This window comes from Enterobacter cloacae complex sp. IR5403, assembly GCF_049238705.1.
Classification (GTDB): domain Bacteria; phylum Pseudomonadota; class Gammaproteobacteria; order Enterobacterales; family Enterobacteriaceae; genus Enterobacter; species Enterobacter hormaechei_C.
Window position 1 is genome coordinate 106,091 of the sequence record NZ_JBMKHP010000007.1, and the last position, 25,779, is coordinate 131,869.

Annotated in this window: 24 protein-coding genes; 11 read left to right on the forward strand and 13 right to left on the reverse strand. The window is 56.9% G+C overall.

The window, feature by feature from the left end:
- Positions 1-59 precede the first annotated feature (59 nt).
- A complete protein-coding gene (acrD, locus tag ACOTW6_RS12390) occupies positions 60-3,173 on the forward strand; it encodes a multidrug efflux RND transporter permease AcrD (protein WP_121478723.1) in 3,114 nt (1,037 codons plus the stop codon).
- Between the two features lie 109 nt (positions 3,174-3,282).
- Here the strand turns inward: acrD and ypfM are convergent, their stop codons facing one another.
- Positions 3,283-3,342 (reverse strand): protein YpfM, encoded by a 60-nt coding sequence (gene ypfM / locus ACOTW6_RS12395; RefSeq protein ID WP_015572204.1) that lies wholly within the window; start codon positions 3,340-3,342, stop codon positions 3,283-3,285.
- Between the two features lie 387 nt (positions 3,343-3,729).
- On the opposite strand from ypfM, the gene ACOTW6_RS12400 reads away from it, so the two are divergent.
- From ACOTW6_RS12400 to ACOTW6_RS12410, 3 genes are read left to right on the forward strand one after another with little or no spacing between them, the layout of a single operon-like run.
- On the forward strand, positions 3,730-4,086 hold the full coding sequence (locus ACOTW6_RS12400; RefSeq protein WP_062933274.1) for an ArsC family reductase: 357 nt from the start codon (positions 3,730-3,732) through the stop codon (positions 4,084-4,086).
- Between the two features lie 3 nt (positions 4,087-4,089).
- Positions 4,090-5,217 (forward strand): succinyl-diaminopimelate desuccinylase, encoded by a 1,128-nt coding sequence (gene dapE, locus ACOTW6_RS12405; protein ID WP_017383496.1) that lies wholly within the window; start codon positions 4,090-4,092, stop codon positions 5,215-5,217.
- Between the two features lie 24 nt (positions 5,218-5,241).
- Positions 5,242-5,439 (forward strand): YpfN family protein, encoded by a 198-nt coding sequence (locus ACOTW6_RS12410; RefSeq protein WP_000383991.1) that lies wholly within the window; start codon positions 5,242-5,244, stop codon positions 5,437-5,439.
- A gap of 98 nt (positions 5,440-5,537) precedes the next feature.
- Here ACOTW6_RS12410 and ypfH read toward each other — a convergent pair whose 3' ends face one another.
- From ypfH to dapA, 6 genes are all read right to left on the reverse strand, one after another.
- The gene (gene ypfH, locus ACOTW6_RS12415; RefSeq protein ID WP_062933275.1) at positions 5,538-6,233 is read right to left on the reverse strand and encodes an esterase; all 696 of its coding nucleotides are present in this window, start codon (positions 6,231-6,233) and stop codon (positions 5,538-5,540) included.
- A 73-nt stretch (positions 6,234-6,306) separates the two neighbouring features.
- A complete protein-coding gene (locus tag ACOTW6_RS12420; RefSeq protein WP_213789170.1) occupies positions 6,307-8,253 on the reverse strand; it encodes a tRNA(Met) cytidine acetyltransferase TmcA in 1,947 nt (648 codons plus the stop codon).
- On the reverse strand, positions 8,253-9,122 hold the full coding sequence (locus ACOTW6_RS12425) for a neutral zinc metallopeptidase (protein ID WP_001303362.1): 870 nt from the start codon (positions 9,120-9,122) through the stop codon (positions 8,253-8,255). The genes ACOTW6_RS12420 and ACOTW6_RS12425 overlap by 1 nt, the downstream gene beginning before the upstream one ends.
- A gap of 120 nt (positions 9,123-9,242) precedes the next feature.
- On the reverse strand, positions 9,243-9,956 hold the full coding sequence (gene purC, locus ACOTW6_RS12430) for a phosphoribosylaminoimidazolesuccinocarboxamide synthase (protein ID WP_001171626.1): 714 nt from the start codon (positions 9,954-9,956) through the stop codon (positions 9,243-9,245).
- A 109-nt stretch (positions 9,957-10,065) separates the two neighbouring features.
- Positions 10,066-11,100, reverse strand: a complete 1,035-nt coding sequence (gene bamC / locus ACOTW6_RS12435) for an outer membrane protein assembly factor BamC (protein WP_032669408.1) — start codon at positions 11,098-11,100, stop codon at positions 10,066-10,068.
- A 16-nt stretch (positions 11,101-11,116) separates the two neighbouring features.
- Positions 11,117-11,995 (reverse strand): 4-hydroxy-tetrahydrodipicolinate synthase, encoded by an 879-nt coding sequence (gene dapA, locus ACOTW6_RS12440; RefSeq protein WP_003860542.1) that lies wholly within the window; start codon positions 11,993-11,995, stop codon positions 11,117-11,119.
- Positions 11,996-12,140: 145 nt separating this feature from the next.
- Here dapA and ACOTW6_RS12445 point away from each other — a divergent pair, with 145 nt between their 5' ends.
- Positions 12,141-12,710, forward strand: coding sequence for a glycine cleavage system transcriptional repressor (locus ACOTW6_RS12445; RefSeq protein ID WP_000213743.1), 570 nt, complete (start codon positions 12,141-12,143; stop codon positions 12,708-12,710).
- Positions 12,710-13,180 carry a thioredoxin-dependent thiol peroxidase gene (bcp, locus tag ACOTW6_RS12450; RefSeq protein ID WP_015572198.1) on the forward strand — a complete coding sequence of 157 codons (471 nt, stop codon included), beginning with the start codon at positions 12,710-12,712 and terminating at the stop codon, positions 13,178-13,180. Before ACOTW6_RS12445 ends, bcp begins: the two co-directional genes overlap by 1 nt.
- Positions 13,181-13,319: 139 nt before the next feature.
- Here bcp and ACOTW6_RS12455 read toward each other — a convergent pair whose 3' ends face one another.
- The gene (locus ACOTW6_RS12455) at positions 13,320-14,384 is read right to left on the reverse strand and encodes an AI-2E family transporter (RefSeq protein WP_003860546.1); all 1,065 of its coding nucleotides are present in this window, start codon (positions 14,382-14,384) and stop codon (positions 13,320-13,322) included.
- A gap of 220 nt (positions 14,385-14,604) precedes the next feature.
- Here ACOTW6_RS12455 and bepA point away from each other — a divergent pair, with 220 nt between their 5' ends.
- Together bepA and arsC are read left to right on the forward strand one after the other, a co-directional pair.
- Positions 14,605-16,068 carry a beta-barrel assembly-enhancing protease gene (gene bepA / locus ACOTW6_RS12460; protein ID WP_062933277.1) on the forward strand — a complete coding sequence of 488 codons (1,464 nt, stop codon included), beginning with the start codon at positions 14,605-14,607 and terminating at the stop codon, positions 16,066-16,068.
- A 13-nt stretch (positions 16,069-16,081) separates the two neighbouring features.
- The gene (gene arsC / locus ACOTW6_RS12465) at positions 16,082-16,438 is read left to right on the forward strand and encodes an arsenate reductase (glutaredoxin) (RefSeq protein WP_062933278.1); all 357 of its coding nucleotides are present in this window, start codon (positions 16,082-16,084) and stop codon (positions 16,436-16,438) included.
- Here arsC and ACOTW6_RS12470 read toward each other — a convergent pair.
- On the reverse strand, positions 16,435-17,259 hold the full coding sequence (locus ACOTW6_RS12470; protein ID WP_062933279.1) for a hypothetical protein: 825 nt from the start codon (positions 17,257-17,259) through the stop codon (positions 16,435-16,437). The two genes, arsC and ACOTW6_RS12470, sit on opposite strands and share 4 nt — an antisense overlap.
- Before the next feature lie 147 nt (positions 17,260-17,406).
- On the opposite strand from ACOTW6_RS12470, the gene celB reads away from it, so the two are divergent.
- From celB to ACOTW6_RS12485, 3 genes are read left to right on the forward strand one after another with little or no spacing between them, the layout of a single operon-like run.
- On the forward strand, positions 17,407-18,726 hold the full coding sequence (gene celB, locus ACOTW6_RS12475; protein WP_062933280.1) for a PTS cellobiose transporter subunit IIC: 1,320 nt from the start codon (positions 17,407-17,409) through the stop codon (positions 18,724-18,726).
- A gap of 3 nt (positions 18,727-18,729) precedes the next feature.
- Positions 18,730-19,686: a N(4)-(beta-N-acetylglucosaminyl)-L-asparaginase gene (locus ACOTW6_RS12480; protein ID WP_015572193.1), complete on the forward strand. Its 957-nt coding sequence runs from the start codon at positions 18,730-18,732 to the stop codon at positions 19,684-19,686.
- Positions 19,686-21,104 (forward strand): leucyl aminopeptidase family protein, encoded by a 1,419-nt coding sequence (locus ACOTW6_RS12485; RefSeq protein ID WP_213789185.1) that lies wholly within the window; start codon positions 19,686-19,688, stop codon positions 21,102-21,104. Before ACOTW6_RS12480 ends, ACOTW6_RS12485 begins: the two co-directional genes overlap by 1 nt.
- 86 nt (positions 21,105-21,190) lie before the next feature.
- On the opposite strand, the gene ACOTW6_RS12490 is transcribed toward ACOTW6_RS12485, so the two are convergent.
- From ACOTW6_RS12490 to ACOTW6_RS12505, 4 genes are all read right to left on the reverse strand, one after another.
- A complete protein-coding gene (locus ACOTW6_RS12490) occupies positions 21,191-21,892 on the reverse strand; it encodes a DnaA inactivator Hda (protein ID WP_211482948.1) in 702 nt (233 codons plus the stop codon).
- 96 nt (positions 21,893-21,988) lie between these two features.
- Complete coding sequence (uraA, locus tag ACOTW6_RS12495; protein ID WP_003860558.1) at positions 21,989-23,278, reverse strand: uracil permease; 1,290 nt, start codon at positions 23,276-23,278, stop codon at positions 21,989-21,991.
- 82 nt (positions 23,279-23,360) lie between these two features.
- On the reverse strand, positions 23,361-23,987 hold the full coding sequence (gene upp, locus ACOTW6_RS12500; RefSeq protein ID WP_003860560.1) for a uracil phosphoribosyltransferase: 627 nt from the start codon (positions 23,985-23,987) through the stop codon (positions 23,361-23,363).
- A gap of 216 nt (positions 23,988-24,203) precedes the next feature.
- On the reverse strand, positions 24,204-25,634 hold the full coding sequence (locus ACOTW6_RS12505) for a 6-phospho-beta-glucosidase (protein WP_121478720.1): 1,431 nt from the start codon (positions 25,632-25,634) through the stop codon (positions 24,204-24,206).
- Positions 25,635-25,779 lie beyond the last annotated feature (145 nt).

Sequence of the window (25,779 nt, forward strand, 5' to 3'; positions counted from 1 at the left end):
GCTAAAGTTAGGCGGGCAATAAACAATAATGACGTGCAGCAAAACGAGGTCACACTTTAATGGCGAATTTTTTCATCGATCGCCCCATTTTTGCCTGGGTGCTTGCAATCCTGTTGTGTCTGACGGGTGTCCTGGCGATTACTTCCCTTCCTGTTGAGCAATACCCTGACCTCGCGCCCCCCAACGTGCGTATCACGGCGAACTACCCTGGCGCCTCGGCACAGACGCTGGAAAATACTGTCACCCAGGTTATCGAGCAGAACATGACGGGTCTCGATAACCTGATGTACATGTCCTCGCAGAGCAGCGCCACGGGCCAGGCGACGGTAACCCTGAGCTTTACGGCGGGCACGGATCCGGATGAAGCGGTGCAGCAGGTGCAAAACCAGCTGCAATCGGCACTGCGTAAACTGCCTCAGGCGGTGCAGAACCAGGGGGTGACCGTGCGTAAAACCGGTGACACCAATATTTTGACCATCGCGTTTGTTTCAACCGATGGCTCGATGGATAAGCAGGACATCGCGGACTACGTCGCCAGTAATATTCAGGACCCGCTCAGCCGTATCAACGGCGTGGGTGATATCGACGCCTACGGCTCGCAGTACTCCATGCGTATCTGGCTGGATCCCAACAAGCTGAACAGCGTGCAGATGACCGCCAAAGATGTCACCGACGCTATCGAATCGCAGAACGCCCAGATTGCCGTGGGGCAGCTCGGCGGTACGCCGTCCGTGGATAACCAGGCGCTTAATGCCACCATCAACTCCCAGTCGCTGCTCCAGACGCCTGAACAGTTCCGCGATATTACTCTGCGCGTGAATCAGGACGGTTCGGAAGTGCGTCTGGGGGATGTCGCCACCGTGGAAATGGGGGCGGAAAAATATGACTACCTGAGCCGCTTTAACGGCAATGCCGCGTCCGGGCTGGGGGTGAAACTGGCCTCCGGCGCCAACGAAATGGCGACCGCGCAGCGGGTGTTAGAGCGTCTGGATGAACTGTCGCATTACTTCCCGCACGGACTGGAGTACAAAGTCGCCTACGAAACCACCTCGTTCGTAAAAGCCTCCATCGAAGATGTGGTGAAAACCCTGCTCGAAGCTATCGCGCTGGTGTTCCTCGTGATGTATCTGTTCCTGCAAAACTTCCGCGCCACGCTGATCCCCACTATTGCGGTGCCGGTGGTGCTGCTGGGTACCTTTGCGGTGCTGTATGCCTTCGGTTACAGCATCAACACCCTGACCATGTTCGCCATGGTGTTGGCCATCGGCCTGCTGGTGGATGATGCCATCGTGGTGGTGGAAAACGTGGAGCGCATCATGAGCGAGGAAGGCCTTTCGCCCCGCGAGGCCACGCGCAAATCGATGGGTCAAATTCAGGGCGCGCTGGTCGGTATCGCCATGGTGCTGTCGGCGGTATTTATCCCGATGGCATTTTTTGGCGGCACCACGGGCGCGATTTATCGCCAGTTCTCGATTACCATCGTTTCCGCGATGGTGCTCTCCGTACTGGTGGCAATGATCCTTACCCCTGCCCTGTGCGCGACGCTGCTGAAACCGCTGCATAAGGGCGAACACCACGGTCAAAAAGGCTTCTTCGGCTGGTTTAACCGCATGTTTAACCGCAATGCGGCGCGCTATGAAGCAGGCGTGGGTAAAGTTCTGCACCGCAGCGTGCGCTGGATGGTGGTTTATGTCCTGCTGCTCGGCGGCATGGTCTTCCTGTTCCTGCGGCTGCCAACCTCGTTCCTGCCGCTGGAAGATCGCGGCATGTTTATCACCTCCATACAGTTACCGAGCGGCTCGACCCAGCAGCAGACCCTGAAAGTGGTGCAGAAGGTTGAGAACTACTTCCATACTCAGGAGAAAGATAACGTGGTTTCCGTCTTCTCCACCGTCGGCTCTGGCCCTGGCGGTAACGGGCAGAACGTGGCGCGTATGTTTGTGCGCCTGAAAGACTGGGACCAGCGCGACAGCGATACCGGCTCCTCCTTTGCCATCATTGAGCGTGCAACCAAAGCGTTCAACAAAATCAAGGAAGCGCGCGTTTTCGCCAGCAGCCCGCCCGCCATCAGCGGCCTGGGCAGCTCAGCCGGGTTTGATATGGAGCTTCAGGATCACGCGGGTGCCGGGCATGACGCGTTGATGGCTGCTCGCGATAAACTGCTGGAGCTGGCCGGGAAAGATCCGCAGCTTACCCGCGTTCGTCATAACGGTCTGGATGACAGCCCTCAGCTACAGGTGGATATTGACCAGCGTAAAGCGCAGGCGCTGGGCGTCTCCATCGACGACATTAACGACACCCTGCAAACGGCATGGGGCTCAAGCTACGTGAATGACTTTATGGATCGCGGCCGCGTGAAGAAGGTCTACGTTCAGTCTGCCGCCAAATACCGCATGCTGCCGGACGATATCAACCGCTGGTATGTGCGCAATAACACCGGCGGCATGGTGCCGTTCTCGGCATTTGCGACGTCACGCTGGGAGACCGGTTCACCGCGTCTGGAGCGTTACAACGGCTATTCGGCGCTGGAGATTGTCGGTGAAGCCGCGCCGGGCGTGAGTACCGGTACCGCAATGGACATAATGGAAAAACTGGTTCAGCAGTTACCGACCGGCTTTGGTCTGGAGTGGACGGCGATGTCCTACCAGGAACGGCTTTCCGGCGCGCAGGCGCCTGCCCTGTATGCCCTTTCGCTGCTGGTGGTGTTCCTCTGCCTGGCGGCGCTGTATGAAAGCTGGTCAGTGCCGTTCTCGGTGATGCTGGTGGTGCCTCTTGGGGTCATCGGCGCGCTGCTGGCAACCTGGATGCGCGGCCTGGAAAATGATGTCTATTTCCAGGTCGGACTTCTCACCGTAATCGGATTGTCGGCGAAAAACGCCATTCTGATCGTCGAATTTGCCAATGAGATGAATGCCAAAGGTCACGAACTAATGGCCGCCACGCTGCACGCCTGTCGTCAGCGCCTGCGTCCGATCCTGATGACCTCTCTGGCGTTTGTGTTTGGCGTCCTGCCGATGGCCACCAGCTCCGGCGCAGGCTCCAGCAGCCAGCACGCGGTGGGAACGGGCGTTATGGGGGGAATGATTTCCGCGACGATTCTGGCTATCTATTTCGTACCGCTGTTCTTTGTGCTGATACGCCGTCGTTTTCCGCTGAAGGATAAGCCGGAATAACCCGTTGAAATAAAAAAGGCGGCTTTACAGGCCGCCTTTTTATTATGTGATTCGTTCACACTATGGTTATTTTAGTTAATTAAGTGCTCTTGCATTTCTTACTGGAAATTCATTTACGAAGCATGCCTTCGATAAAATCTTTCCAGTTCCCCAGTTCACGTTCAATCATAACAACCTCTCTTATTATTATGCGCATTCTACGAAAACGTATCATCATTGTGAAGCCACTTTAACCGATTGCTGTGATTGAGCCCCGCTGTGCTGGTAGGTTTAGGATCACTATGAGCGTTGCCGGGTAAATTTTATGTGACCTACAGCAATATTTTGAAATAGTCGGAAAAATGACAGCATTTTTAATTTCCCCCTGAGTTTATTGGCAATTTAAACAGGGTGGACAACTATGCTTAAAAGATGAAAGACTATTCAGCTTACAGCTGTTCGTTGAATTATGGAGAATTGTAAATCCTGAAAAATTCCGAATGTGTTATATTCCACTTAAGGATATATCGTCGAAAATATTGAACATTTAATCCACAAAAGAACAAAAGGATTCACTATGGTTGTGATGTACGGCATTAATAATTGCGACACGATTAAAAAAGCCCGCCGCTGGCTGGAAGCACACAACATCGACTATCGCTTCCACGATTACCGTGCCGACGGGCTTGACCCCGCGTTTCTCCATTCCGCCATCAACGAACTGGGCTGGGAAGCGCTGCTGAATACCCGCGGCACCACCTGGCGAAAACTGGATGAATCTCTCCGGGCCACGATCAACGACGCCGACAGCGCAGCCAAACTGATGCTTGAAATGCCGGCAATCATCAAACGCCCATTGCTCTGCAAGCCAGGTCAGCCTATGCTGCTGGGTTTCAGTGAAACCCTTTATTCAGATTTTTTCGTTGAGGTGTAGTCTATGTCATGCCCGGTCATTGAGCTGACTCAGCAGCTTATTCGCCGTCCTTCCCTTAGCCCGGACGACGCAGGTTGTCAGGCATTAATGATTGAGCGCCTGCGTGCCATCGGTTTTACCGTGGAGCACATGGATTTTGGCGATACGCAGAACTTCTGGGCATGGCGCGGTCAGGGAGAGACGCTGGCGTTTGCCGGACATACCGACGTAGTTCCCGCAGGCGACGCAGACCGCTGGATCAACCCGCCTTTTGAACCGACCATTCGCGACGGCATGCTTTTCGGACGCGGCGCTGCGGACATGAAAGGTTCCCTGGCTGCGATGGTCGTGGCGGCAGAACGTTTCGTCGCCCAGCATCCGAACCATAAAAACCGTCTTGCGTTTTTGATTACCTCCGACGAAGAAGCCAGCGCCCACAACGGCACCGTGAAGGTCGTTGAGGCGCTGATGGCGCGCAATGAACGTCTGGACTACTGTCTGGTGGGCGAACCGTCCAGCACCGAAGTGGTGGGCGACGTAGTGAAGAATGGCCGCCGTGGCTCCCTGACCTGCAATTTGACCATACATGGCGTGCAGGGCCACGTTGCCTATCCGCACCTGGCAGATAACCCGGTACACCGCGCCGCGCCGATGCTGAACGAACTGGTGGGCATTGAATGGGATAAAGGCAATGAATTTTTCCCGCCAACCAGCATGCAGATAGCCAACATCAAGGCCGGCACCGGCAGCAACAACGTCATTCCCGGCGATCTCTTCGTCCAGTTTAACTTCCGCTTCAGTACCGAACTGACCGACGAGATGATCAAAGCGCGTGTGATTGCGCTGCTCGAGAAATATCAGCTGCGCTATACCCTCGACTGGTGGCTGTCTGGCCAGCCGTTCCTGACGCAGCGCGGTAAACTAGTGGATGCGGTGGTGAACGCCATTGCGCACTATAATGAAATTAAGCCACAGCTGCTGACAACGGGCGGCACGTCTGACGGACGCTTTATTGCCCGCATGGGCGCACAGGTTGTCGAACTGGGTCCGGTTAACGCGACGATTCACAAAATCAATGAATGCGTGAACGCTGCCGATTTACAACTGCTGGCCCGCATGTATCAACGTATTATGGAGCAGCTCGTCGCCTGACGGGTGCTTACAGAGGATTAGCGAATGGACTGGCTTTCAAAGTACTGGTGGATTCTGGTGTTGGTGTTTCTGGTAGGCGTGCTGCTTAACGTGATTAAAGATCTCAAGCGCGTTGACCACAAAAAGTTCCTTGCCAACAAACCGGATCTTCCGCCGCACCGTGATTTTAACGACAAGTGGGACGATGAAGACGACTGGCCGAAGAAGGACCAGAAGAAGTAATTGTACACACCCCTCACCCCCGGCCCCTCTCCCCGGAGGGGCGAGGGGTGTTTTGTTCCCTCTCCCTTTGGGGAGAGGGTTAGGGTGAGGGGAAATGTTTAAATAAACTCTACAATATCATCGTCATTCGGCTTACCGCCGCTGAGCGCTTCATCAAAGTAGTGCTTCGGTACGGTATAACGCAGATGATCGAGCGCGAACTGCATGCTGCGATCGTCAATGGCATGCCCCAGATCGTCTACGATATCCAGCGTCACATCTCCGCCCTCGCGCATCAGCGTCTCCTGGGCAGCTACCGCATGCGAAAGCTCAATTACCCGGTCTTCCCCCCCATGAATGAGATGGATCGTGGTCTGCGTGGTCGCGCTTTGCGGTAACGTCGCAAAACGCCCGTTGAAGGCAATCACGCGGGACACCAGTCCGGGCTGCGCTTTTACGCTTTCCAGCGACATGATTGACCCCTGAGAGAAGCCAATCAGCGCCGTTGCGTCGGCGCCTACGCCGCTCTGCTGCTGCCAGTAACGCACAGTATCGATAAAGGCTGGCATAACGGCATCAATACGCGCCTGACGATTCTCCTCCGTCACGCCCTCGACGGAAAACCACTGCCGCCCGTCCGGACCGCACGGCTCTACGCCGCCGATGCTGACGATCAGCGCGTGTGGGAAAACGGGTGCAAACCAGCTGCCAATCTGTCCCATATTGACGGCATTGTCGCCCACGCCATGAAACAGAAGCAGGAGCTGTTTAGCAGGCGTATCCGGGCTTTGCACTACAAAATGGTCATGTTTCATGGCGATCTCCTTAATTGATAAGCAGGATTTTACGCCTCTGCGGGGTAATGACCATGCCACTTTACTGAAGAAGTCATTGAAAAAATTGCCATTGCAAAATATCGGCTTTCAGCTGCTGGCTGCGGGGGTAATCAAGGCTTTCAAGCGCGTAAGCGGTTTCCTCGCGTAGCTTCGCCAGCAACGCTTTGCGCCCGAAATCATGCATATTCCCTTCCATTTTCCCCCGCAGCGCCGGGAGCGACATGTCCACGGCTAACAGCAACCGGGTCAGCGCCGCAACCGAAGTTGAAAACGCCCGGTGAGCAAAGGCAAACCCCGCCAGCTCCAGCCAGTCGTCACTATTAAGGGTAGCTTCCCATGAATCCGTCACCGGGATCTTTTCGCCATTCCAGGCCGACAGGACGCGCATATCACGACATAACCGCTGATGCGCCTGTTCGCAGAGCTGATGCCCCGCCTCGCTCAGCGGCAGCAACGCCATCGCCGTATAGCACCCGCTGCTGGCTTCCCGGTGACTGCCCATTCGCACCAGCACAAACCCGCACTGCCGCCAGAAACGCCACAGCTCGTCGGTATAGCCAAAGCTGACCGAGAGATAATCTTCTCCGCTGGCACTGCGGATCAGCCGCTGGCCGATGCCTTCCCGCTGGCGATGGGGATGAACCGCAATGCGGCTGACGCGTCGGCCTTTCAGCGTCGCCGCGAGCGGCGAGCCGCCGTGCGCTGCCAGCGACTGCGCCACCAGATTTCCACGCGGCCGACGAAAGCCCGCCCAGACTGCGCGGCTAAGTTCAGGGGGTAATCCCCCCTCCTCCACCAGCCAGAGCGCGCCCGCGATCTCCGCGCCCGCCTGAGCAACAGCAAAGTGCTGGCCGTGGGCGTCCATCATCCGGCGTAAATCGAGGGGTGACGTCCGGTAGTGCGCGGCACACAGCAGCTCATACACGCCTGCCCCGCGCGCCGGATCGCTCTCCCATATCCCGGACTTCAGCGACGTTAAACGTACCTCCCCTGCCGGTTTGCGATCGATAAGCGCATCGTCGAACAGCAGCGCGTTCGCCACTGTCCGCTCAAGGGGGCATCCGGCAGCCCAGCGAACAGGCGTGGATAAGGTATACCGCCGCAGCCCGCTGAACCGGGCGCAGAACTTCAGCAGGAATCCCCTGCCCGTGCCTTCATAACCCTGCACCGTGGTGGTCAGCAACACGCGGGGAAAGCGCGACGCCAGCTTCTCCAGCAGCGGGCCGGGGATGGCGGCCGCCTCATCGACAATCAGCCAGTCAGCTTCTGTGGTGGAGGCCAGCAGCGCATCCGGGGCCATAAAGTGAAAATGTTCCCCGGCGAAACGCGCGATGACATCCGTCGCCCCTTTTGCCGGTGCCGTCACGACTGCACTCCCCTGAATGCCGCTCAGCAACATGCCCGCCAGGGCGGACTTCCCGCGTCCGCGCGGCGCCGTCACGGCGGCCACGCCCGCAGGCATGGTCAGAAGAGCGTCGAGGATCTCAGCCTGCTCGCGCTGCGGTTCACCGTTGGCGGGCTGCCAGGCGGGTAAATCTGGCGCAACGGGAAGGCACAGAGGACGATGTTGATGCCAGACGATGGCATCTGAATCGGCGGCAAGCGCCCGGCAAAAGTGGTGAACAAAGTGCGGGGTGGCGATCGGCTCGGCGCTGTCGCTCCAGCGCAGAGAATCCGCGTCGGGCCTGTCAGCCCAGACGGAGAACGGCGGCACCAGCAGCACCAGAAGGCTTCCGGCGCGCAGGGTCCCGCTGAGGGCGGCGAAGGCCGAGACGTCAAACCCGCGACGCGCGTCAAAAACGGCGTGCAGGTATTCACGTCCCAGCAGGCCGCTGATGGCCTTAGAGGGGTTTTCCTCCAGCCACAGCCAGTCTCCTGGTAACGTATCGCGCAGGATGGTCGCCTGGCTCAACGTCCACGCTTCATCGCCGCTGAGCACCACCAGCCGGCGGTGCCCGATACGCTGAAGCTGGTTAACCAGCTGTTCAAACCCCAACATCACATAGCTTTGCCGAAGGTATTACACTGCGACGGGTTGCCGCTGTCGAAGCCACGCTTAAACCAGCTGTAGCGCTGCTCTGAGGTACCATGGGTAAAGCTGTCCGGCACAACGCGCCCCTGGCTCTGCTGTTGCAAGCGATCATCACCAATCGCCTGTGCGGCATTCAGGGCCTCTTCCAGATCGCCTGTTTCCAGCACGCCCTGCTGCTGCATGCTGTGTCCCCAGACGCCAGCGAAGCAGTCGGCCTGAAGCTCCATACGTACGGACAGACGATTCACCTCCGCCTGAGAAGCATTCTGCTGCATCTGACGCACTTTAGGCTCAATGCCGAGAAGCTTCTGCACGTGGTGGCCGACTTCATGCGCAATCACGTAGCCCTGGGCAAAATCGCCGTCGGCGCCCAGCTTGCTTTTCATGTCGTCATAGAAGGAGAGATCGATATAGACGGTGCTGTCCGCCGGGCAGTAGAACGGCCCCATAACGGACTGCCCGGTGCCGCAGCCGGTGCGGGTTGCGCCCCGGTACATCACCAGTTTTGGCGGCTGATAAGTCCGCCCCATTTTCTCGAACTGCTGACCCCAGGTATCTTCGGTCGTCGCGAGAATAACGGAAGTAAATTTCGCCGCTTCATCTTCATTTGGGCTGATGGAGCGCTGAGAATACTGCTGCTGTTGCCCGGTTTCACCGGTCATCAAACCGGTCAGGTCGACGCCGTAGTAGCCCGCCACCAGCACAACGACCAGCAGAATAATGCCGCCCTTGCCGCTGGGTAACCGGAAACCTGGCCCGCCCATAGACGGACCACCGCCACCACTGCTGCGTCTGTCTTCTACGTTGTCACTTTCACGACGCCCTTGCCAGCGCATAAACACCTCGAACTATTCCATTTATAATAGCTATGATCGTAGGCGGTTAATGAAAGGATTACCATAGTAAACAAGGATAAGACGCCAAAGGATGCCAACATCCTTTGGCAAATGCGCAGTTTAGTCGAGCTTAACGCCTAAACGGTGAGCAACCGCTTCGTACGCTTCGACCACTCCACCCAGACTCTGGCGGAAACGGTCTTTGTCCATTTTATCCAGCGTCTCTTTGTCCCACAGGCGGCTGCCGTCCGGAGAGAATTCGTCGCCCAGCACCACTTCGCCTTTATACAGACCGAACTCCAGCTTGAAGTCGACCAGGATCAGGCCCGCGTCATCAAACAGCTTTTTCAGCACGTCGTTGGCTTTGTAGGTCAGTTCCTGCATGCGCGCCAGGTTCTCTTTGCTTACCCAGCCGAAGGTTTCGCAGTAGGATTCGTTGACCATCGGGTCGTGCATGGCGTCGTTTTTCAGGAACAGATCGAACAGCGGTGGATTCAGTTCGATACCCTCTTCAATGCCCAGACGCTTCACCAGGGAGCCTGCGGCACGGTTACGGATCACGCACTCAACCGGCACCATATCCAGTTTTTTTACCAGACATTCCGTATCGGACAGCAACGCTTCCATCTGAGTCGGGATACCGGCTTCAGCCAGTTTGGTCATAATGAAGTGGTTGAACTTGTTGTTCACCATGCCCTTACGATCGAACTGCTCAATGCGTGCGCCGTCTCCTGCTGACGTATCATTGCGGAATTCGAGCACCAACAGATCCGGGTTTTCCGTGCTGTATACGGTTTTCGCTTTGCCACGATACAACTCAGCTTGCTTCTGCATCTTCATTACTCCTGGTGTGATGATTTGTATTCAAAACTGGCCATATTATGCCACGCACACGTTTGCGTGGCACGAAAATAAAAAGGGCTGGATTAACCAGCCCTCACTATTATTTGCTGAATGCGGCCTGGAAGGCAGCGACCAGCGCATCGTTCTGCGACTGGGTCAGCGTGTGTCCTTTCGGATCGATAAATTGCAGGCTGCTGCGGTTATCGAGGTCGCCAACCTGGATTTTGTAGTCACCGGAAGGCAGCTGTGGATCGCTTGCCCCCAGCTCCTGCCAGGCGCTATCAGACAGCGGCTTATAGGTCGCTGTGATGCTGCCCGTTGAGCGGGTGCTGTCGGTCACCTTCATGCCCACTTTTTCAAGCGTTGCTGGCAGGCGCTGCCAGGTCTGGTTAAACGGCGCACGCACCACCAGCATTGGCAGGCCGGTATCGTCTGCACCGCTCTGCACGTCAAAGGTTGAGCCGTTACGGTTCTGCGCGGCGTTTGCGGCATCGGTAGCGTTCTTATCCAGACCCGCTGCAATCACGTTCAGCATTTCGGTGCTGTAGCGCTGCATGGCGGACGGATCGGCAACCGGTTTTCCTGCCTGCTCAAGATTCAACAGCTTAACGGTAACCGCCTGCTGATAACCCTGCGGCTTAACGGAGACTTGATAACGACCACGGTACTGCTGGTCTTCATCGAGACGGTTCCACTCAATCCAGTCGGTGGTTAAAGTCTGGCTGGCGTCGTCGCGTTTATCAATCGTATAGTTTTTCGACTGAATGACGCTCACAACCTGCGGCCACAGCGTGGTACCGCGTGCGCTTTCCACCAGCAGAGAAGCTGTATCACCGGTAAACTGCGTGCGCGCGCCGCTCACCAGCGCCAGAGGCTGAGCTGGCGGACGAATATCAAGCGCTTTACCCACCAGGCCGCTGCCGTTAGTAACCGGAATATTATAATCACCGTTCTGGATCGGCAGGATCATGCCGGCAGGCGCGTGAAGTTCAGCAAGCGGCGGCGCATCCAGATAGGATTCATCACCGCTCACCTGGCGCTTGTAGCGCGAGTCTGAACTACAGGCAGCGAGGAGCATAACAAGCGAAACACCCGCAACCTTCGCCAGGCGCGACTTCTGTACTGAATAAGCCATCAAATCTCCCTAAACTTTACAGCAAACCGGCATGCTTCAGCGCGCCAGCGACAATTTCACGACCGTGGTCGGTAATCGGTGTCATTGGCAGACGCAGCGTGTCGGTTGCTACAAGCCCCAACTCCTTACATGCCCATTTCACTGGGATCGGATTGGGTTCGACAAATAATTTATTGTGCAACGGCATCAGACGCTGATTAATCACGCGTGCTTCATCAAAGTGACCGGCTGCGGCCAGTTTGCACATGTCAGCCATATCGCGCGCCGCCACGTTCGCCGTCACGGAAATCACGCCGTTACCACCGAGCTGCATAAAGTCCAGCGCGGTCGCATCATCACCGCTCAACAGGATAAAGTCGTCTGAAACCAGCTCTTTGATCTGATGAACGCGGCTTAAGTTCCCTGTCGCCTCTTTAATCCCGATAATATTTTTTACTTTCGAGAGACGGCCAACGGTTTCCGGCAGCATATCGCAACCGGTACGGGACGGCACATTATACAGAATTTGTGGCAAGTCAGTATGTTCAGCGATGGCTTTGAAATGCTGGAACAAACCTTCCTGAGTAGGACGGTTGTAATAAGGGGTCACCGTCAGACAGCCGACAATGCCGCTGTCGTTAAAACGTTGGGTCAGACTGATAGCTTCTGCGGTTGCGTTTGCGCCCGTCCCCGCGATGACCGGAATACGCCCGTCCGCCAGTTCCAGGGTCAGCATCACAACGTCGCCGTGCTCTTCGTGGCTCAGCGTAGCGGATTCACCGGTAGTCCCTACCGAAACGATCGCCGAGGTTCCATTGGCGACATGGTAATCAATGAGCTTCTTCATGCTTGACCGGCAGACATTACCTTTTTCATCCATCGGTGTAACAAGCGCGACAATACTTCCCGTGAACATGAGCCATCCTCTGTGCGAACAAGAGCCTCAATGTTACGTTTGGAACTGTAATAAAAGCAAGCGACCTGAGGCTCTCAGGCGGTTGTATGCATGTTTTTTTTATGCTTTCCTTAGGAAGACTTAACCACGCAAAGGAAGAACAGGTTTGACAACCTCATCACAACATTACCTGGTTATCACTGCGCTGGGTGCTGACAGGCCGGGTATCGTGAATACCATCACTCGCCACGTGAGCAGCTGCGGCTGCAACATCGAAGACAGCCGGCTGGCTATGCTTGGCGAAGAGTTCACGTTCATTATGCTGCTTTCCGGAACATGGAATGCCATTACCCTCATCGAATCTACCCTGCCGCTGAAAGGCGCAGAGCTGGATTTACTGATTGTGATGAAGCGCACCACCGCGCGCCCGCGTCCGGCTCTGCCTGCCACGGTCTGGGTACAGGTTGAAGTGCCTGATTCACCTCATCTGATTGAACGTTTTACGGCGCTGTTTGACAGCCATCAGATGAACATTGCCGAACTGGTTTCCCGCACGCAGCCGGGCGATGAAAACGCAATCCCGACGCTGTTTATTCAAATTACCGCACACAGCCCTGCCTCGCAGGATGCGTCAAATATCGAGCAAGCGTTCAAAGCCCTCTGTACAGAATTACACGCGCAAGGCAGTATAAGCGTCGTCGATTATTCGCAGCACGAACAGGATGGAGTTGAGTAATGAACCCACTGAAAGCCGGTGATATCGCACCGAAATTTAGCTTACCGGATCAAGACGGCGAGCAAGTAAATTTGACCGACTTCCAGGGACAGCGTGTTCTGGTCTATTTCTACCCGAAAGCCATGACCCCGGGCTGTACCGTACAGGCCTGCGGTCTACGCGACAACATGGATGAGTTGAAAAAGGTCGGTGTGGAAGTGCTGGGCATCAGCACCGATAAGCCAGAGAAGCTGTCACGCTTTGCGGAAAAAGAGCTGCTGAACTTCACGCTGCTTTCCGATGAAGACCACCAGGTTTGCGAGCAGTTTGGCGTCTGGGGTGAGAAGTCCTTTATGGGCAAAACGTACGACGGTATTCACCGCATCAGCTTCCTGATTGACGCTGATGGTAAAGTTGAGCACGTGTTTGATGATTTCAAAACCAGCAACCACCACGACGTAGTGTTGAAGTGGCTGAAAGAGAACGCGTGATCATTTTAGTGCCGGGTGGCGCTGCGCTTACCCGGCCTACAAGGTAAATGCAAAACGGTAGCATGCGCTACCGTTTTTAGTGTTTGCCCCCTCTCCCCGTGGGAGAGGGTTGGGGTGAGGGCATCAGCCCGCACTAAATCTACTTCTCCTCCACCGCCGGCACATCCGGCCACGCGTGGACCACGGCTTTAATCAGCGTCGCCAGCGGAATGGCGAAGAACACGCCCCAGAATCCCCACAGCCCACCGAAAATCACCACTGACAGGATAATCACCAGCGGATGCAGGTTAACGGCTTCTGAGAACAGCACCGGTACCAGCAGGTTCCCGTCCAGTCCCTGAATAATCAGGTATACGGCGAAACAGCTCCAGAACTCCGTACCCAGACCAAACTGGAACAGCGCCACACCGACTACCGGAATGGTCACCACAAACGCGCCGATATACGGGATCAGAACCGAGAATCCGACCAGCACCGCCAGCAGCAGCGAGTAGTTCAGCCCGAAGATCACGAAACCAATCCATGTCGCCACGCCCACCACAATCATCTCCAGCACTTTGCCGCGAATGTAGTTGGTGATTTGCTGGTTCATCTCCTGCCAGACCTGACCGGCGAGACCGCGATTGCGCGGCAGCACGCGGCGTACCGCATTCAGCATCTGCTCTTTATCTTTGACCAGGAAAAACACCATTAGCGGCACGAGAACAAGGTAAACCGCAAGCGTCAGCAGGCCGACCAGCGAGGCCAGAGAGTATTTCACCACCGAATCACCCATGGTCATGATGCGGGCGCGCATGTTTTCGGCCATCGCATCGATGATCCCGGCGTCCATCAGCGCAGGATAGCGGCGCGGCAGCGTGGCGGCAAAATCAGACAGTTTGTTCAGCATGCCGGGCATATCGCGGATCAGGTAGATCCCCTGTTGCCAGGCGATGGGCATCACCACGAAGGACATCAGCAGCAGAATGCCGACAAACAGCACCAGAACAATGCTGGTCGCCCAGCGTCTGGAACAGCCGATATGTTCCAGACGCGCGGTGGGCCACTCCAGCAGATACGCCAGCACAATCGCCACCAGTAGCGGTGCCAGCAGGCCACTAAAGAAGAACAGGATACCGAATCCGGCAACCAGAATGACCAGCAAAGCAATGGCTTCCGGGTCGCTAAACCGACGCCGATACCACTGCATTAACATTTCGAGCATACAACCCTTCCCTGAATCGAATGGCGGGAGTGAGACGGTGAATTGTATCTAACTGTCACAAAAAAGACTTTCCTTTTTGTTTCACTGTCAGGTTTCGCAAAACCCTGATGAATGGGATTTTCTTCATCTCTTAACACGGCTACACTCGCAGAGCAGCGGAGATGAACGTTATGCGGGTTCATCGGTCAAATTAGCACATCCAAAATACAGGACAGTGGTTATGTTCAGGCAGTTGAGAAAAACACTGGTTGCGACACTGATTGCCGCCGTGACGGTGGGTCAGGTGTTGCCCGCTTTCGCTGACTCGTCCGATTCATTGCCGGACATGGGCACCACGGCAGGAAGCACGCTCTCCATCGGGCAGGAGATGCAGATGGGTGATTATTACGTACGCCAGCTGCGCGGCAGTGCTCCGCTGATTAACGACCCTTTGCTGGTGCAGTACATCAACGGTCTGGGGATGCGTCTGGTGGCGCACGCCGACTCGGTAAAAACGCCCTTCCACTTCTATTTAATCAATAACGACGAAATCAACGCCTTCGCCTTCTTTGGCGGGAACGTGGTGCTGCATTCGGCGTTGTTCCGTTATTCCGATAACGAAAGCCAGCTGGCGTCCGTCATGGCGCACGAAATTTCGCACGTCACCCAGCGCCATCTGGCGCGTGCAATGGAAGATCAGAAGCGTAACGCCCCGCTTACCTGGGTGGGCGCGCTGGGTTCTATTCTGTTGGCGATGGCCAGCCCGCAGGCCGGGATGGCGGCGCTTACCGGGACGCTGGCGGGGACGCGTCAGGGGATGATCAGCTTCACCCAGCAGAACGAGCAGGAAGCAGACCGCATCGGCATTCAGGTTTTACAGCGTTCCGGCTTTGACCCGCAGGCCATGCCGAGCTTCCTGGAAAAACTGCTCGATCAGGCACGCTACTCGTCGCGCCCGCCTGAAATTCTGTTGACCCACCCGCTGCCGGAAAGCCGTCTCTCGGATGCGCGTAACCGTGCCAACCAGATGCGTCCGGTCGTGGTGCAGTCTTCGCAGGATTTCTACATGGCCAAAGTGAGAACGCTTGGCATGTACAACTCCGGACGTAATCAGCTCACCAGCGATCTGCTGGACGCGCTGGCGAAAGGCAACGTGCGCGAGAAGAACGCGGCGCAGTATGGTCAGGCGCTCCAGGCGATGGAGGCCAGCAAGTACGATGAAGCGCGTAAAGCGCTACAGCCGCTGCTGGCGGCGGCGCCTGACAATCCGTGGTATCTCGACCTCGCCACCGATATCGATCTGGGGCAGAAAAAAGCGACCGATGCGATCAACCGTCTGAAAGGGGCGAAAGACATTCGCAACAATCCGGTATTGCAGCTTAACCTGGCGAACGCCTACCTACAGGGCGGCCAGCCCGGCGAGGCGGTGACTATTCTGAACCGCTACACCTTTAACAATAAAGACGACCAGAACGGCTGGGAGCTGCTCGCACAGGCCCAGGGGCAACTGGGTAACCGCGATCAGGAGCTGGCCGCGCGTGCGGAAGGTCTGGCGCTGGCGGGTCGTCTCGATCAGGCCATTTCCCTGCTGAGCAGCGCCAGCTCGCAGGTGAAGCTTGGCAGCCTGCAACAGGCCCGCTACGATGCGCGAATCGACCAGCTGCGCGGCCTGCAACAACGCTTTAAGCCGTACGAGAAGATGTAATAAAGGAGAAGTCATGACAGACGCGGTAAAAATTTACCATAACCCTCGCTGCTCCAAGAGCCGCGAGACGCTGAATCTGCTGAAGTCTAACGGCATCGAACCGGAAGTGGTGTTGTATCTGGAGACGCCGCCGGACGCGCAGACGATCCGCCAGCTGCTGAAGATGCTTAACATGGGCAGCGCACGCGACCTGATGCGTCAGAAAGAAGATCTGTATAAGTCGCTTAATCTGAACGATACCAGTCTCACTGAAGATCGGCTGATTCAGGCGATGGTCGACAATCCTAAGCTGATTGAGCGCCCGATTGTCGTGGCGAACGGCAAGGCGCGTATCGGCCGTCCGCCGGAAGACGTGCTCGGGATCGTCTAATCGTTACGCCGCAGCGCTTCCAGAAACGCCTGCGGCGTACGCTCTCCCAGCTTTTTCTGCGCTTTTACCCGGTTGTAAAACTCACACAGTTGGATCAACAGCTCTCCCATCGGTTCACTGTTCACCCGCGGAATGATTTCGCGTAACGGCACGGTGACCTGAAGGGCGAGATAATACTGTGAATGCACTTTTACGGTGACGTTATGCTCCGGCAAGTTCACTTCCAGCCCAAAAGTCTCAACAGATTGAATATCAGCCGGACAGGCAGCCAGCACCTCGTTCGACCAGCGGGTCAGCAACTGCGGCGAGACACCGGCATAAAGCCGGGCGTAGCACCAGCCGCTGACGGGTTCACGCGCCCAGAGCAGGTGTTGCTCGCCACCGTCGTCCATATGCAGCGACAGCGGCTGATGATGCAGGAGTAGCTTCTGCGGCATGATTCCGGCCTTCAGCGCCTTTTTGCCCTGCAACGACGCCCCCTTTTGTTTTAGCGAGGCTGGTTTGAGGTAGCGGTTCAGGGTCGCGCGGGAAACGGCGATCCCGAGTCCGTCATTCACCAGCAGCAGCAATTCATCCAGCGGTGCCCCGGTGATATCCCGCAGGGCATTTATCAGTGCCGCCTGCTCTTGTCTCAGCGCTTTGTGTATCACTTTTGGCGTGGTGTGATTATCCGAAACCTGGTCGCGGTTGCGCCAGCGCCTGACGGTGGTGACCGAGATCCCCAGCTCAACGGCAAGCTCTCTGTCGCTTTTATCTGACTGCTGAAGATAGCGACGGATACGCGGTGTGGTGGTGGCGTTGGCATGTAGTTTGATTTCCATCGCGTCTCTCTCCGCAACTAATCTTATGAGATTTATATCAGAGCAGCGAATGCTTTGTGACCGATTTCACCTTTCGCTCGCCGCGCTTCACTGATAATCCACAGACATAACATAAACAACACCCCTCAATCTTGTACGGAGTTCACAATGAACAATGTTCTGGGATTTCTTGAAGCAAAACTGATGCCTCTGGCGGCGAAAACGGCCCAGCAGCGTCATCTTGGGGCCATTCGTGGGGCCTACGTTTCATTCATGCCGTTTATCATCGTCGGCTCCATTCTGCTGGTGATCTCCTCCTTCCCGAATCAGGCCTATCAGCAGTTTATGTCTCAGGCCTTTGGTGACAGCTGGAGCGCGATTATTGAGATCCCCTTCAACGCGGTGTTCTCGACCATGTCGCTGTTTATCAGCTTCCTGGTGGCCTACCGCCTGGCGGAACACTACGGCGAGGACCGCATCTCCTGCGGCATCCTGGCGCTGGTCGCGTTTCTGATCCTGACCCCGTTTATTAAGGTGGCGGAAAACGGCGGCATTACCGTGATGCCGGTAGAGTGGATTGGCAGCAAAGGGCTGTTCGTGGCGATGATCGGTTCCCTGCTGTGGACGGAACTGTTCTGCTGGCTGAAGCGCAAAAAGCTGGTCATCAAAATGCCGGACGGCGTGCCTCCGGCGGTGCAGGAGTCGTTCGCGGCCCTGATCCCGGCCCTGCTGGTGATGATTCTGGTGTTGCTTATCCGCATCATCTTTGAAAACACCCACTACCACACCATCCACCAGTTTATTTATGAAGTGGTTGCCACCCCGGTGCGTCATTACGGCACCTCTTACTTTGGCGCGCTGATGACCGTATTCAGCATCACCATTCTGTGGTCAGTGGGCATTAACTCCGGTTCGATGATCAACGGCATTATTCGTCCGTTGTGGATGGAAAACCAGACCGACAACATCGCCGCGATCCAGGCGGGAACGACGCCGCCACACATCATCACCGAACAGTTTTTTGACATGATCTGGATGGGCGGCGCGGGCGCCACGCTGTCGCTGGTGATTGCGATGCTGATTTTCGCCCGCAGCAAAAACATGCGCGAAGTGGCGCGCCTCGGCGCGGGCGCGTCGGTGTTTAACATCAACGAACCGATTCTCTTTGGCCTGCCGGTGATCATGAACCCAATCATGCTCATCCCGTTCAATCTGGTACCGCTGGTGCTGGTCACCGTGCAGTATGCGGCGATGAAAATTGGTGCGGTCGCCGTCACCACCGGGGTGTTTATCCCCTGGACGCTGCCGCCGGTTATTAGCGGCTTTATCGTCACCGGGCACCTGAGCGGCAGCGTGATGCAGCTGATCAACCTGCTGATTGGCGCCATGCTGTACCTGCCTTTCATGCGTATCGTGGATAAACAGTACCGCGCCGCGGAGCTGACTACCGCTACGCAACCCGACACAACCCTTGCAAAACAGGAGTAAAGCATGTGGGGAATTATCGCAACCTGGCGAATGGCGCTTGAAGGGGTAACGGAGTCCGCGTCTGCGCTGGCTGCGGGCAAACCGGTCGCTGCGGCGGTGGTGGATGCCGTCGCCGCCGTCGAGGACTTTCCGTTTTATAAATCCGTCGGCTACGGCGGGCTGCCCACCGAAAACGGCGAGGTGGAGCTGGACGCGGCCTATATGGACGGCGACACGCTGGCGTTCGGCGCCGTGGGCAATCTGGTGGATATCGCCAACCCGGTGCGCGTGGCGCACGCGCTCAGCCGCCAGCGCTATAACAGCCTGCTGGTCGGCCAGGGCGCGCGCGAATGGGCGCTGAGCCAGGGTTTTGCCGACAAAACCATGCTCACGGATCGCGCCATGCAACACTACCGTAAGCGCTGCCGCGAAACGCTGGACAAGGGGTTAAGCCCCTACGACGGACATGACACCGTCGGCATCATCGGCCTCGATAAACAGGGCTCGATGAGCGTCGCCACTTCCACCAGCGGCCTGTTTATGAAAAAACGCGGTCGCCTCGGTGACTCACCCATCATCGGCTCCGGCTTTTACTGCGACAGCGAAACCGGCGCGGCCACCGCCACGGGCGTCGGTGAAGATCTGATGAAGGGCTGTACCAGCTACGAAATCGTTCGCCGGATGGCGCAAGGCATGACGCCGCAGCAGGCGGCAGACTCCGTGGTGTTCGAACTGGAAGACAAGCTGATGTCGCGCTTCGGTCGCGCGGGCGATCTTTCCGTGGTGTGCATGAACAGCAAAGGAGAATTTGGCGCCGCGACCAACATCAAAACCTTCTCGTTCGTGGTGGCGACGGCTCGCCAGCCCCTCACCGTTTTCCGTACTGAACGCCTGCGGGAGAAAACGCACTATCACGCGGTAGATGAGGAGTGGATGCAGGCCTATGCCGCGCGGATCCGCGCGCCGATTGAGGAGTCATGATGATCACGTACCAGTTTATCAACGCGCTTTCAGACGCGAAGCCGAACAGCCATTTGATTGCGCGCGCTGACAGTTCCCTGTTACCGGAAAACGCTCTTATCGCTGAAATGCGCCAGCAGAGCACCGTCGCCGACGCGCGCTTTGGCTGCGCGCCGTTTGCCCGCATCACCCTGTTGCCGGACGCGCTCTGGCATGACGCCCTGACCGAAGGGTTGCTTACCGCTCTGCGACCGCTGCTTGCCGCCCCCGCCAGCACCGAACTCGTGCTGGACGTGACGGATATTGACGATGTGGTGCTGGCGCAGGTACTGCGTTTTCTCTTTAATCAGGCGCACAGGCTCAGTGACCTGAAGCTGAAGAAGACGGACGAAGCGCTGCGTCTTACCTGCATCACTGCCCTCTGCCTGCCGGAACAGCAGGCGAAGCTGGAGACGGCCTTCCGCCAGCAGCAGGCCATCGCCCACGGCATGGTCGCAGCGCGACGTCTGGCGGATATGCCGTCCGACCGCTGCACGCCGCAGTTTGTGGTGGAAGAGGCGCAAAAACTGTGTGCCGCCAGCCCTGCCCTGCGCTGCGAAGTGTTGGATGAAACGCAAATTGTTGAGCAGGGACTTGGACTGCTGCATGCCGTTGGCAAAGGGGCGACCTGCCCGCCGCGCCTGCTGGCTATTCACTATAACGGCGTGTCTGATGGCCCGGTGCGCTGCTACGTGGGAAAAGGCATTACCTTTGACACCGGCGGCCTGTGGCTGAAGGAAGGCGCGGGCATGTACACCATGAAATATGACATGTGCGGCGCGGCTAACGTACTCGGGCTGATGCTGACCGTTGCAGAGCTGAAATTACCCGTGCGCATCATGGGCGTGCTGGCGCTGGCGGAAAACGCCATCGGCCCCGACGCCATGCAGCCCGGCACGGTGGCAACGGCCTGCAACGGCATTACGGTGGAAATCAACAATACCGATGCCGAAGGCCGGCTGGTGCTGGCAGACGCTATCGCCTGGGCGAGTCAGCGCCATCCGCAGGCGCACTATATCATTGATATGGCGACCTTAACCGGAGCGGTGGTGAAAGCGCTGGGGTATGAGCTGAGCGGGCTGATGACCAAGGATGAACCGCTGCGTCAGGCACTGACGCACGCGGGCAAACGGAGCGGCGACGAGGTGTGGTCCCTGCCGCTGGACGCCCGGCTGAAAAAGCAAACCGACAGCGCGATTGCCGATCTGTGCAACACGCCGACCAATAACGCGGCGATCAGCGCCTCGGCGGCGTGGCTGCTGCACCACTTCTGCCCGCCGACCATTCCGTGGGCGCATCTGGATATCAGCGGGACGGCGCTGTGGCGTGAGAACGGCAGAAGCGTGGCATCGGGAAGACCGATTCCACTGCTGGTGGAGCACTTGTTGGGGGATCTTTAGCCGGGTGGCGGCTGCGCCTTACCCGGCCTACAAGGTATGACGGGTTTTCGTAGGCCCGGTAAGCGCAGCGCCACCGGGCAAAAAACTCAAAGCTTAAGAATATCTTTTACAAACGGAATGGTCAGCTTGCGCTGGGCGGTAATGGAGGCGCGGTCGAGCTGATCGAGCGTATCAAAGAGCGTGCGCATCTCCCGATCCAGACGCTTGAGCAGGAAGCGCCCTACGTCTTCAGGCAGTTCAAATCCGCGCAGTCTGGCGCGCAACTGAAGTGCCTGGAGTTTGTCTTCATCCGACAGCGGTTGCAGCTTGTAGATTTGCCCCCAGTCCAGACGAGACGCCAGATCCGGCAGCCCCAGATTGAGCTGGCGCGGCGGACGATCGCCGGTGATCAGCAGCCGGGTTTTGCCCGACTCCAGAATGCGGTTGTAGAGGTTAAAGATCGCCATTTCCCACGGTTCGTCCCCCGCCACGCATTCTATATTATCGATGCAGACCAGGGAGAGATGTTCCATGCCCTCCAGCACCTCAGGCACAAACCAGGTGCGTTTATCCAGCGGCACATAGCCTACCGCGTCACCGCGCGCCGAAAGCTCCGCACAGGCGGCATGCAGCAGGTGGCTGCGTCCCGCGCCTTCGCGTGACCAGATATAGATGTATCCGCTGTGTTCCTGGCGCAGCACGTTTTGCAGTGCAGCCAGTAAAGAGGGGTTATCACCCGGCCAGAAACTCGCGAAAGTTTCGTCGTCAGGGAGATAAAGTGGCAGAGAGAGCTGTGCCGGTCCGTTCAGAAATACCTCAACCAGAGATCTTACATAAAATCGGAATGGAGTTTAACACGGAACCTGCAAGGAGAGAACCGGGCGATCCTTCGCCCGGCATGACGATCAATGTGGCGCTTTTTCGCTGTCGTCCGCGTCCAGCACCACCTCTTCCGGGCGGATCACCGAGATCAGCTTGAAAATCAGGCTCAGGCCGACGCCGACGATGGTCGCCAGCGCCATCCCCTTCAGCTCTGCCGCGCCGATGTGCACCTTCGCGCCGCTCACGCCGATAATCAGGATAACGGAGGTCAGGATCAGGTTCTGCGCCTTGCTGTAATCCACTTTGGATTCAATCAGCACGCGAATACCGGAGGCACCGATCACCCCGTACAGCAGCAGGGAAACGCCGCCCATCACCGGAACCGGGATAATCTGGATCGCCGCCGCCAGTTTGCCAACGCATGAGAGCAGAATGGCGATGATCGCCGCACCGCCGATAACCCAGGTGCTGTAGACGCGGGTGATCGCCATTACGCCGATATTCTCACCGTAAGTCGTGTTTGGCGTGGAGCCGAAGAAACCAGAGATGATGGTGGAGAAACCGTTGGCAAACATGGAGCGATGCAGGCCCGGGTCGCGGATCAGGTCGCGCTTCACGATGTTCGCCGTGACCACCAGGTGGCCGACGTGCTCAGCAATCACCACCAGCGCGGCAGGCAGAATAGTGAAAATGGCGAACCATTCAAAGCGCGGGGTGTAGAAGGTTGGCAGCGCGAACCAGTGCGCCTCGGCAATCGGGGTGGTATCCACAACGCCCATCACGAAGGAGAGCGCGTAACCCGCCAGCACGCCGATCAGGATCGGGATAATCGCCATAAAGCCGCGGAACAGGACGGAACCGAAAACCGTCACGCCCAGCGTCACCAGCGAAATAATGATGGTTTTGGAATCCGGTGACTGACCGTCCGCAGGCAGCAGCCCAGCCATGTTCGCCGCGACACCCGCCAGCTCCAGGCCGATGACGGCAACGATGGCCCCCATGGCCGCAGGCGGGAACATCACGTCCAGCCAGCCGGTACCGGCTTTCTTCACGATGAAGGAGACCAGGCAGAACAGCACGCCGCACATAATAAAGCCGCCCAGCGCGACCTCATAACCCAGCGGCAGCAACAGTAGTACCGGGGAGATAAACGCGAAGCTCGACCCGAGATAGGCCGGGATTTTGCCTTTACAGATGAAGAGGTAAAGCAGCGTACCGATGCCGTTAAACAGCAGCACGGTAGCCGGGTTAATGTGAAACAGGATTGGCACCAGCACGGTTGCGCCAAACATGGCGAACAGGTGCTGCAAACTAAGCGGGATTGTCTGTAAAAGCGGCGGTCTTTCACTCACCCCGATAGCACGGCGCGTCATAGTGTTTTCCTCTGAGTGTCATTGTTGGTTTTTATTCAAAAAAAAGCCGACTATCAAAGTCGGCTTCTTTATCGTTATTCGATTATTTAGTACCAAAAATCTTATCGCCGGCATCGCCGAGCCCCGGGATGATGTACCCGTGCTCGTTCAGTCCCTGGTCGACAGACGCGGTATAGAGTTCAACGTCCGGGTGCGCTTTTTCCAGCGCCGCGATACCTTCCGGCGCCGCAACCAGCACCAGCACTTTAATGCTGCTGCATCCCGCTTTTTTCAGCAGGTCGATGGTGGCGATCATCGAACCACCGGTCGCCAGCATCGGGTCAACCACCAGCGCCATACGCTCGTCGATGTTAGAGACCAGCTTCTGGAAGTACGGGACCGGCTCAAGCGTCTCTTCGTTACGGTAGATACCCACCACACTGATACGCGCGCTTGGGACGTGCTCCAGCACGCCTTCCATCATGCCCAGACCCGCACGCAGGATTGGCACCACGGTAATTTTTTTACCTTTGATCTGCTCAACCTGCACCGGGCCGTTCCAGCCTTCGATGGTCACTTTTTCCGTTTCCAGATCAGAGGTCGCTTCGTAGGTCAGCAGGCTACCCACTTCAGAAGCCAGTTCGCGAAAACGCTTCGTGCTGATGTCATGCTCACGCATCAGGCCCAACTTGTGTTTAACGAGTGGGTGTTTCACTTCCACAATCTTCATTCTCTTTCTCCTCTGAGGTGGCATCCGCAAAAAAATCGCGGGATTATACCGCTTTTTTCGGATTGCGCCATACCCATCTTGCTTGACGTACATCAATCAAAAACAAAAAAGCCGGAGGCTGGGCTCCGGCTTGGGTGCGGGATTCTGCCGGGTGGCGCTAACGCTTACCCGGCCTACACATCCCGTAGGCCCGGTAAGCGCAGCGCCACCGGGCAATTATAGCTGCTCTCCGTTGCTCGCAATCACCTGCTTATACCAGTCGAACGATTTCTTCTTGCTGCGGTTCAGCGTGCCGTTACCTTCGTTATCTTTATCGACAAAGATAAAGCCGTAGCGTTTCTTCATCTCGCCAGTGCCGGCAGAGACCAGGTCGATACAGCCCCACGGGGTATAGCCCATCAGGTCTACGCCATCCTCCACCACCGCTTTTTTCATCTCGCGAATGTGTGCGGAAAGGTAGTCGATGCGGTACTGATCGTTCACCGTGCCGTCGCTCTCCTGCACGTCGATCGCGCCAAAGCCGTTTTCCACAATAAACAGCGGCAGCTGGTAGTGATCCCAGAACCAGTTGAGGGAGTAGCGAAGCCCCACCGGGTCAATCTGCCAGCCCCAGTCCGATTTCTGCACGTACGGGTTAGAGACCAGGCTCTTGCTCTCGTCGTAGTCCAGCTGCGGGTTGTCCGCCGTCGCTTTGGTGGCGAAAGACATGTAGTAGCTGAACCCGATGTAATCCACGCAGCCCTGCGTCAGCGCCACTTTATCTTCTTCGGTGATATCCAGCGCGAAGCCGCGACGTTCAAAGTAGTTGAGCAGATGCTGCGGATACTTGCCGCGCACGTGAACGTCGGTGAACCAGTAGCGGCGATGCATGGCGTTCATCGCCATCATCATATCGTCCGGGGCACAGGTCAGCGGATAGATGGGGCACATGGCAATCATGCAGCCGATTTGCAGCGACGGGTTGATCTCGCGCCCCGCTTTCACCGCCAGGGCACTGGCCACCAGCTCATAGTGCGCCGCCTGGAACATCACCGGCTCGCGATCTTCTCCCGGCGCATATTTCAGCCCGGAGTTGGTAAACGGCGCAAAATCTTCGTGGAAGTTGGCCTGGTTGTTGATCTCGTTAAAGGTCATCCAGTACTTCACTTTATGCTGGTAGCGCTCAAAAACGACCTTCGCGAAGCGCACGAAGAAGTCGATCAGCTTACGGTTGCGCCAGCCGCCGTATTCCGTCACCAGGTGGAAAGGCATCTCGAAGTGGGAAAGCGTGATCACCGGCTCGATGCCGTGCTTCAGGCACTCGTCAAAAAGATCGTCATAGAATTGGAGTCCCGCTTCGTTCGGCTCCAGCTCGTCGCCTTTCGGGAAGATACGCGTCCAGGCGATGGAGGTGCGGAAGCATTTGAACCCCATTTCGGCAAAGAGTTTGATGTCTTCTTTATAGCGGTGATAGAAGTCGATGGCTTCGTGGTTTGGGTAATTTTTCCCCTCCAGCACGCCGTTGGTGATTTCACGCGGTACTCCGTGGGCGCCTGCCGTCATGACATCGGCGACGCTCACGCCCTTGCCGCCCTCTTTCCAGCCGCCTTCGAGCTGGTGCGCCGCAACGGCCCCACCCCACAGAAAACCTGCTTTAAATCCTGACATTCGCTTTCCCTCATTCTGCGTTATTTTCTGCAAAAACAGTTACAGAAACCGGTTTCAGTCTGATGATGTGCAAAGGGGATAGCCGTTGCAAGCAGATCGCCGAAACCGGTTTCATTTTCGTGAACAGAGTCAAGTTTGTTGCCAT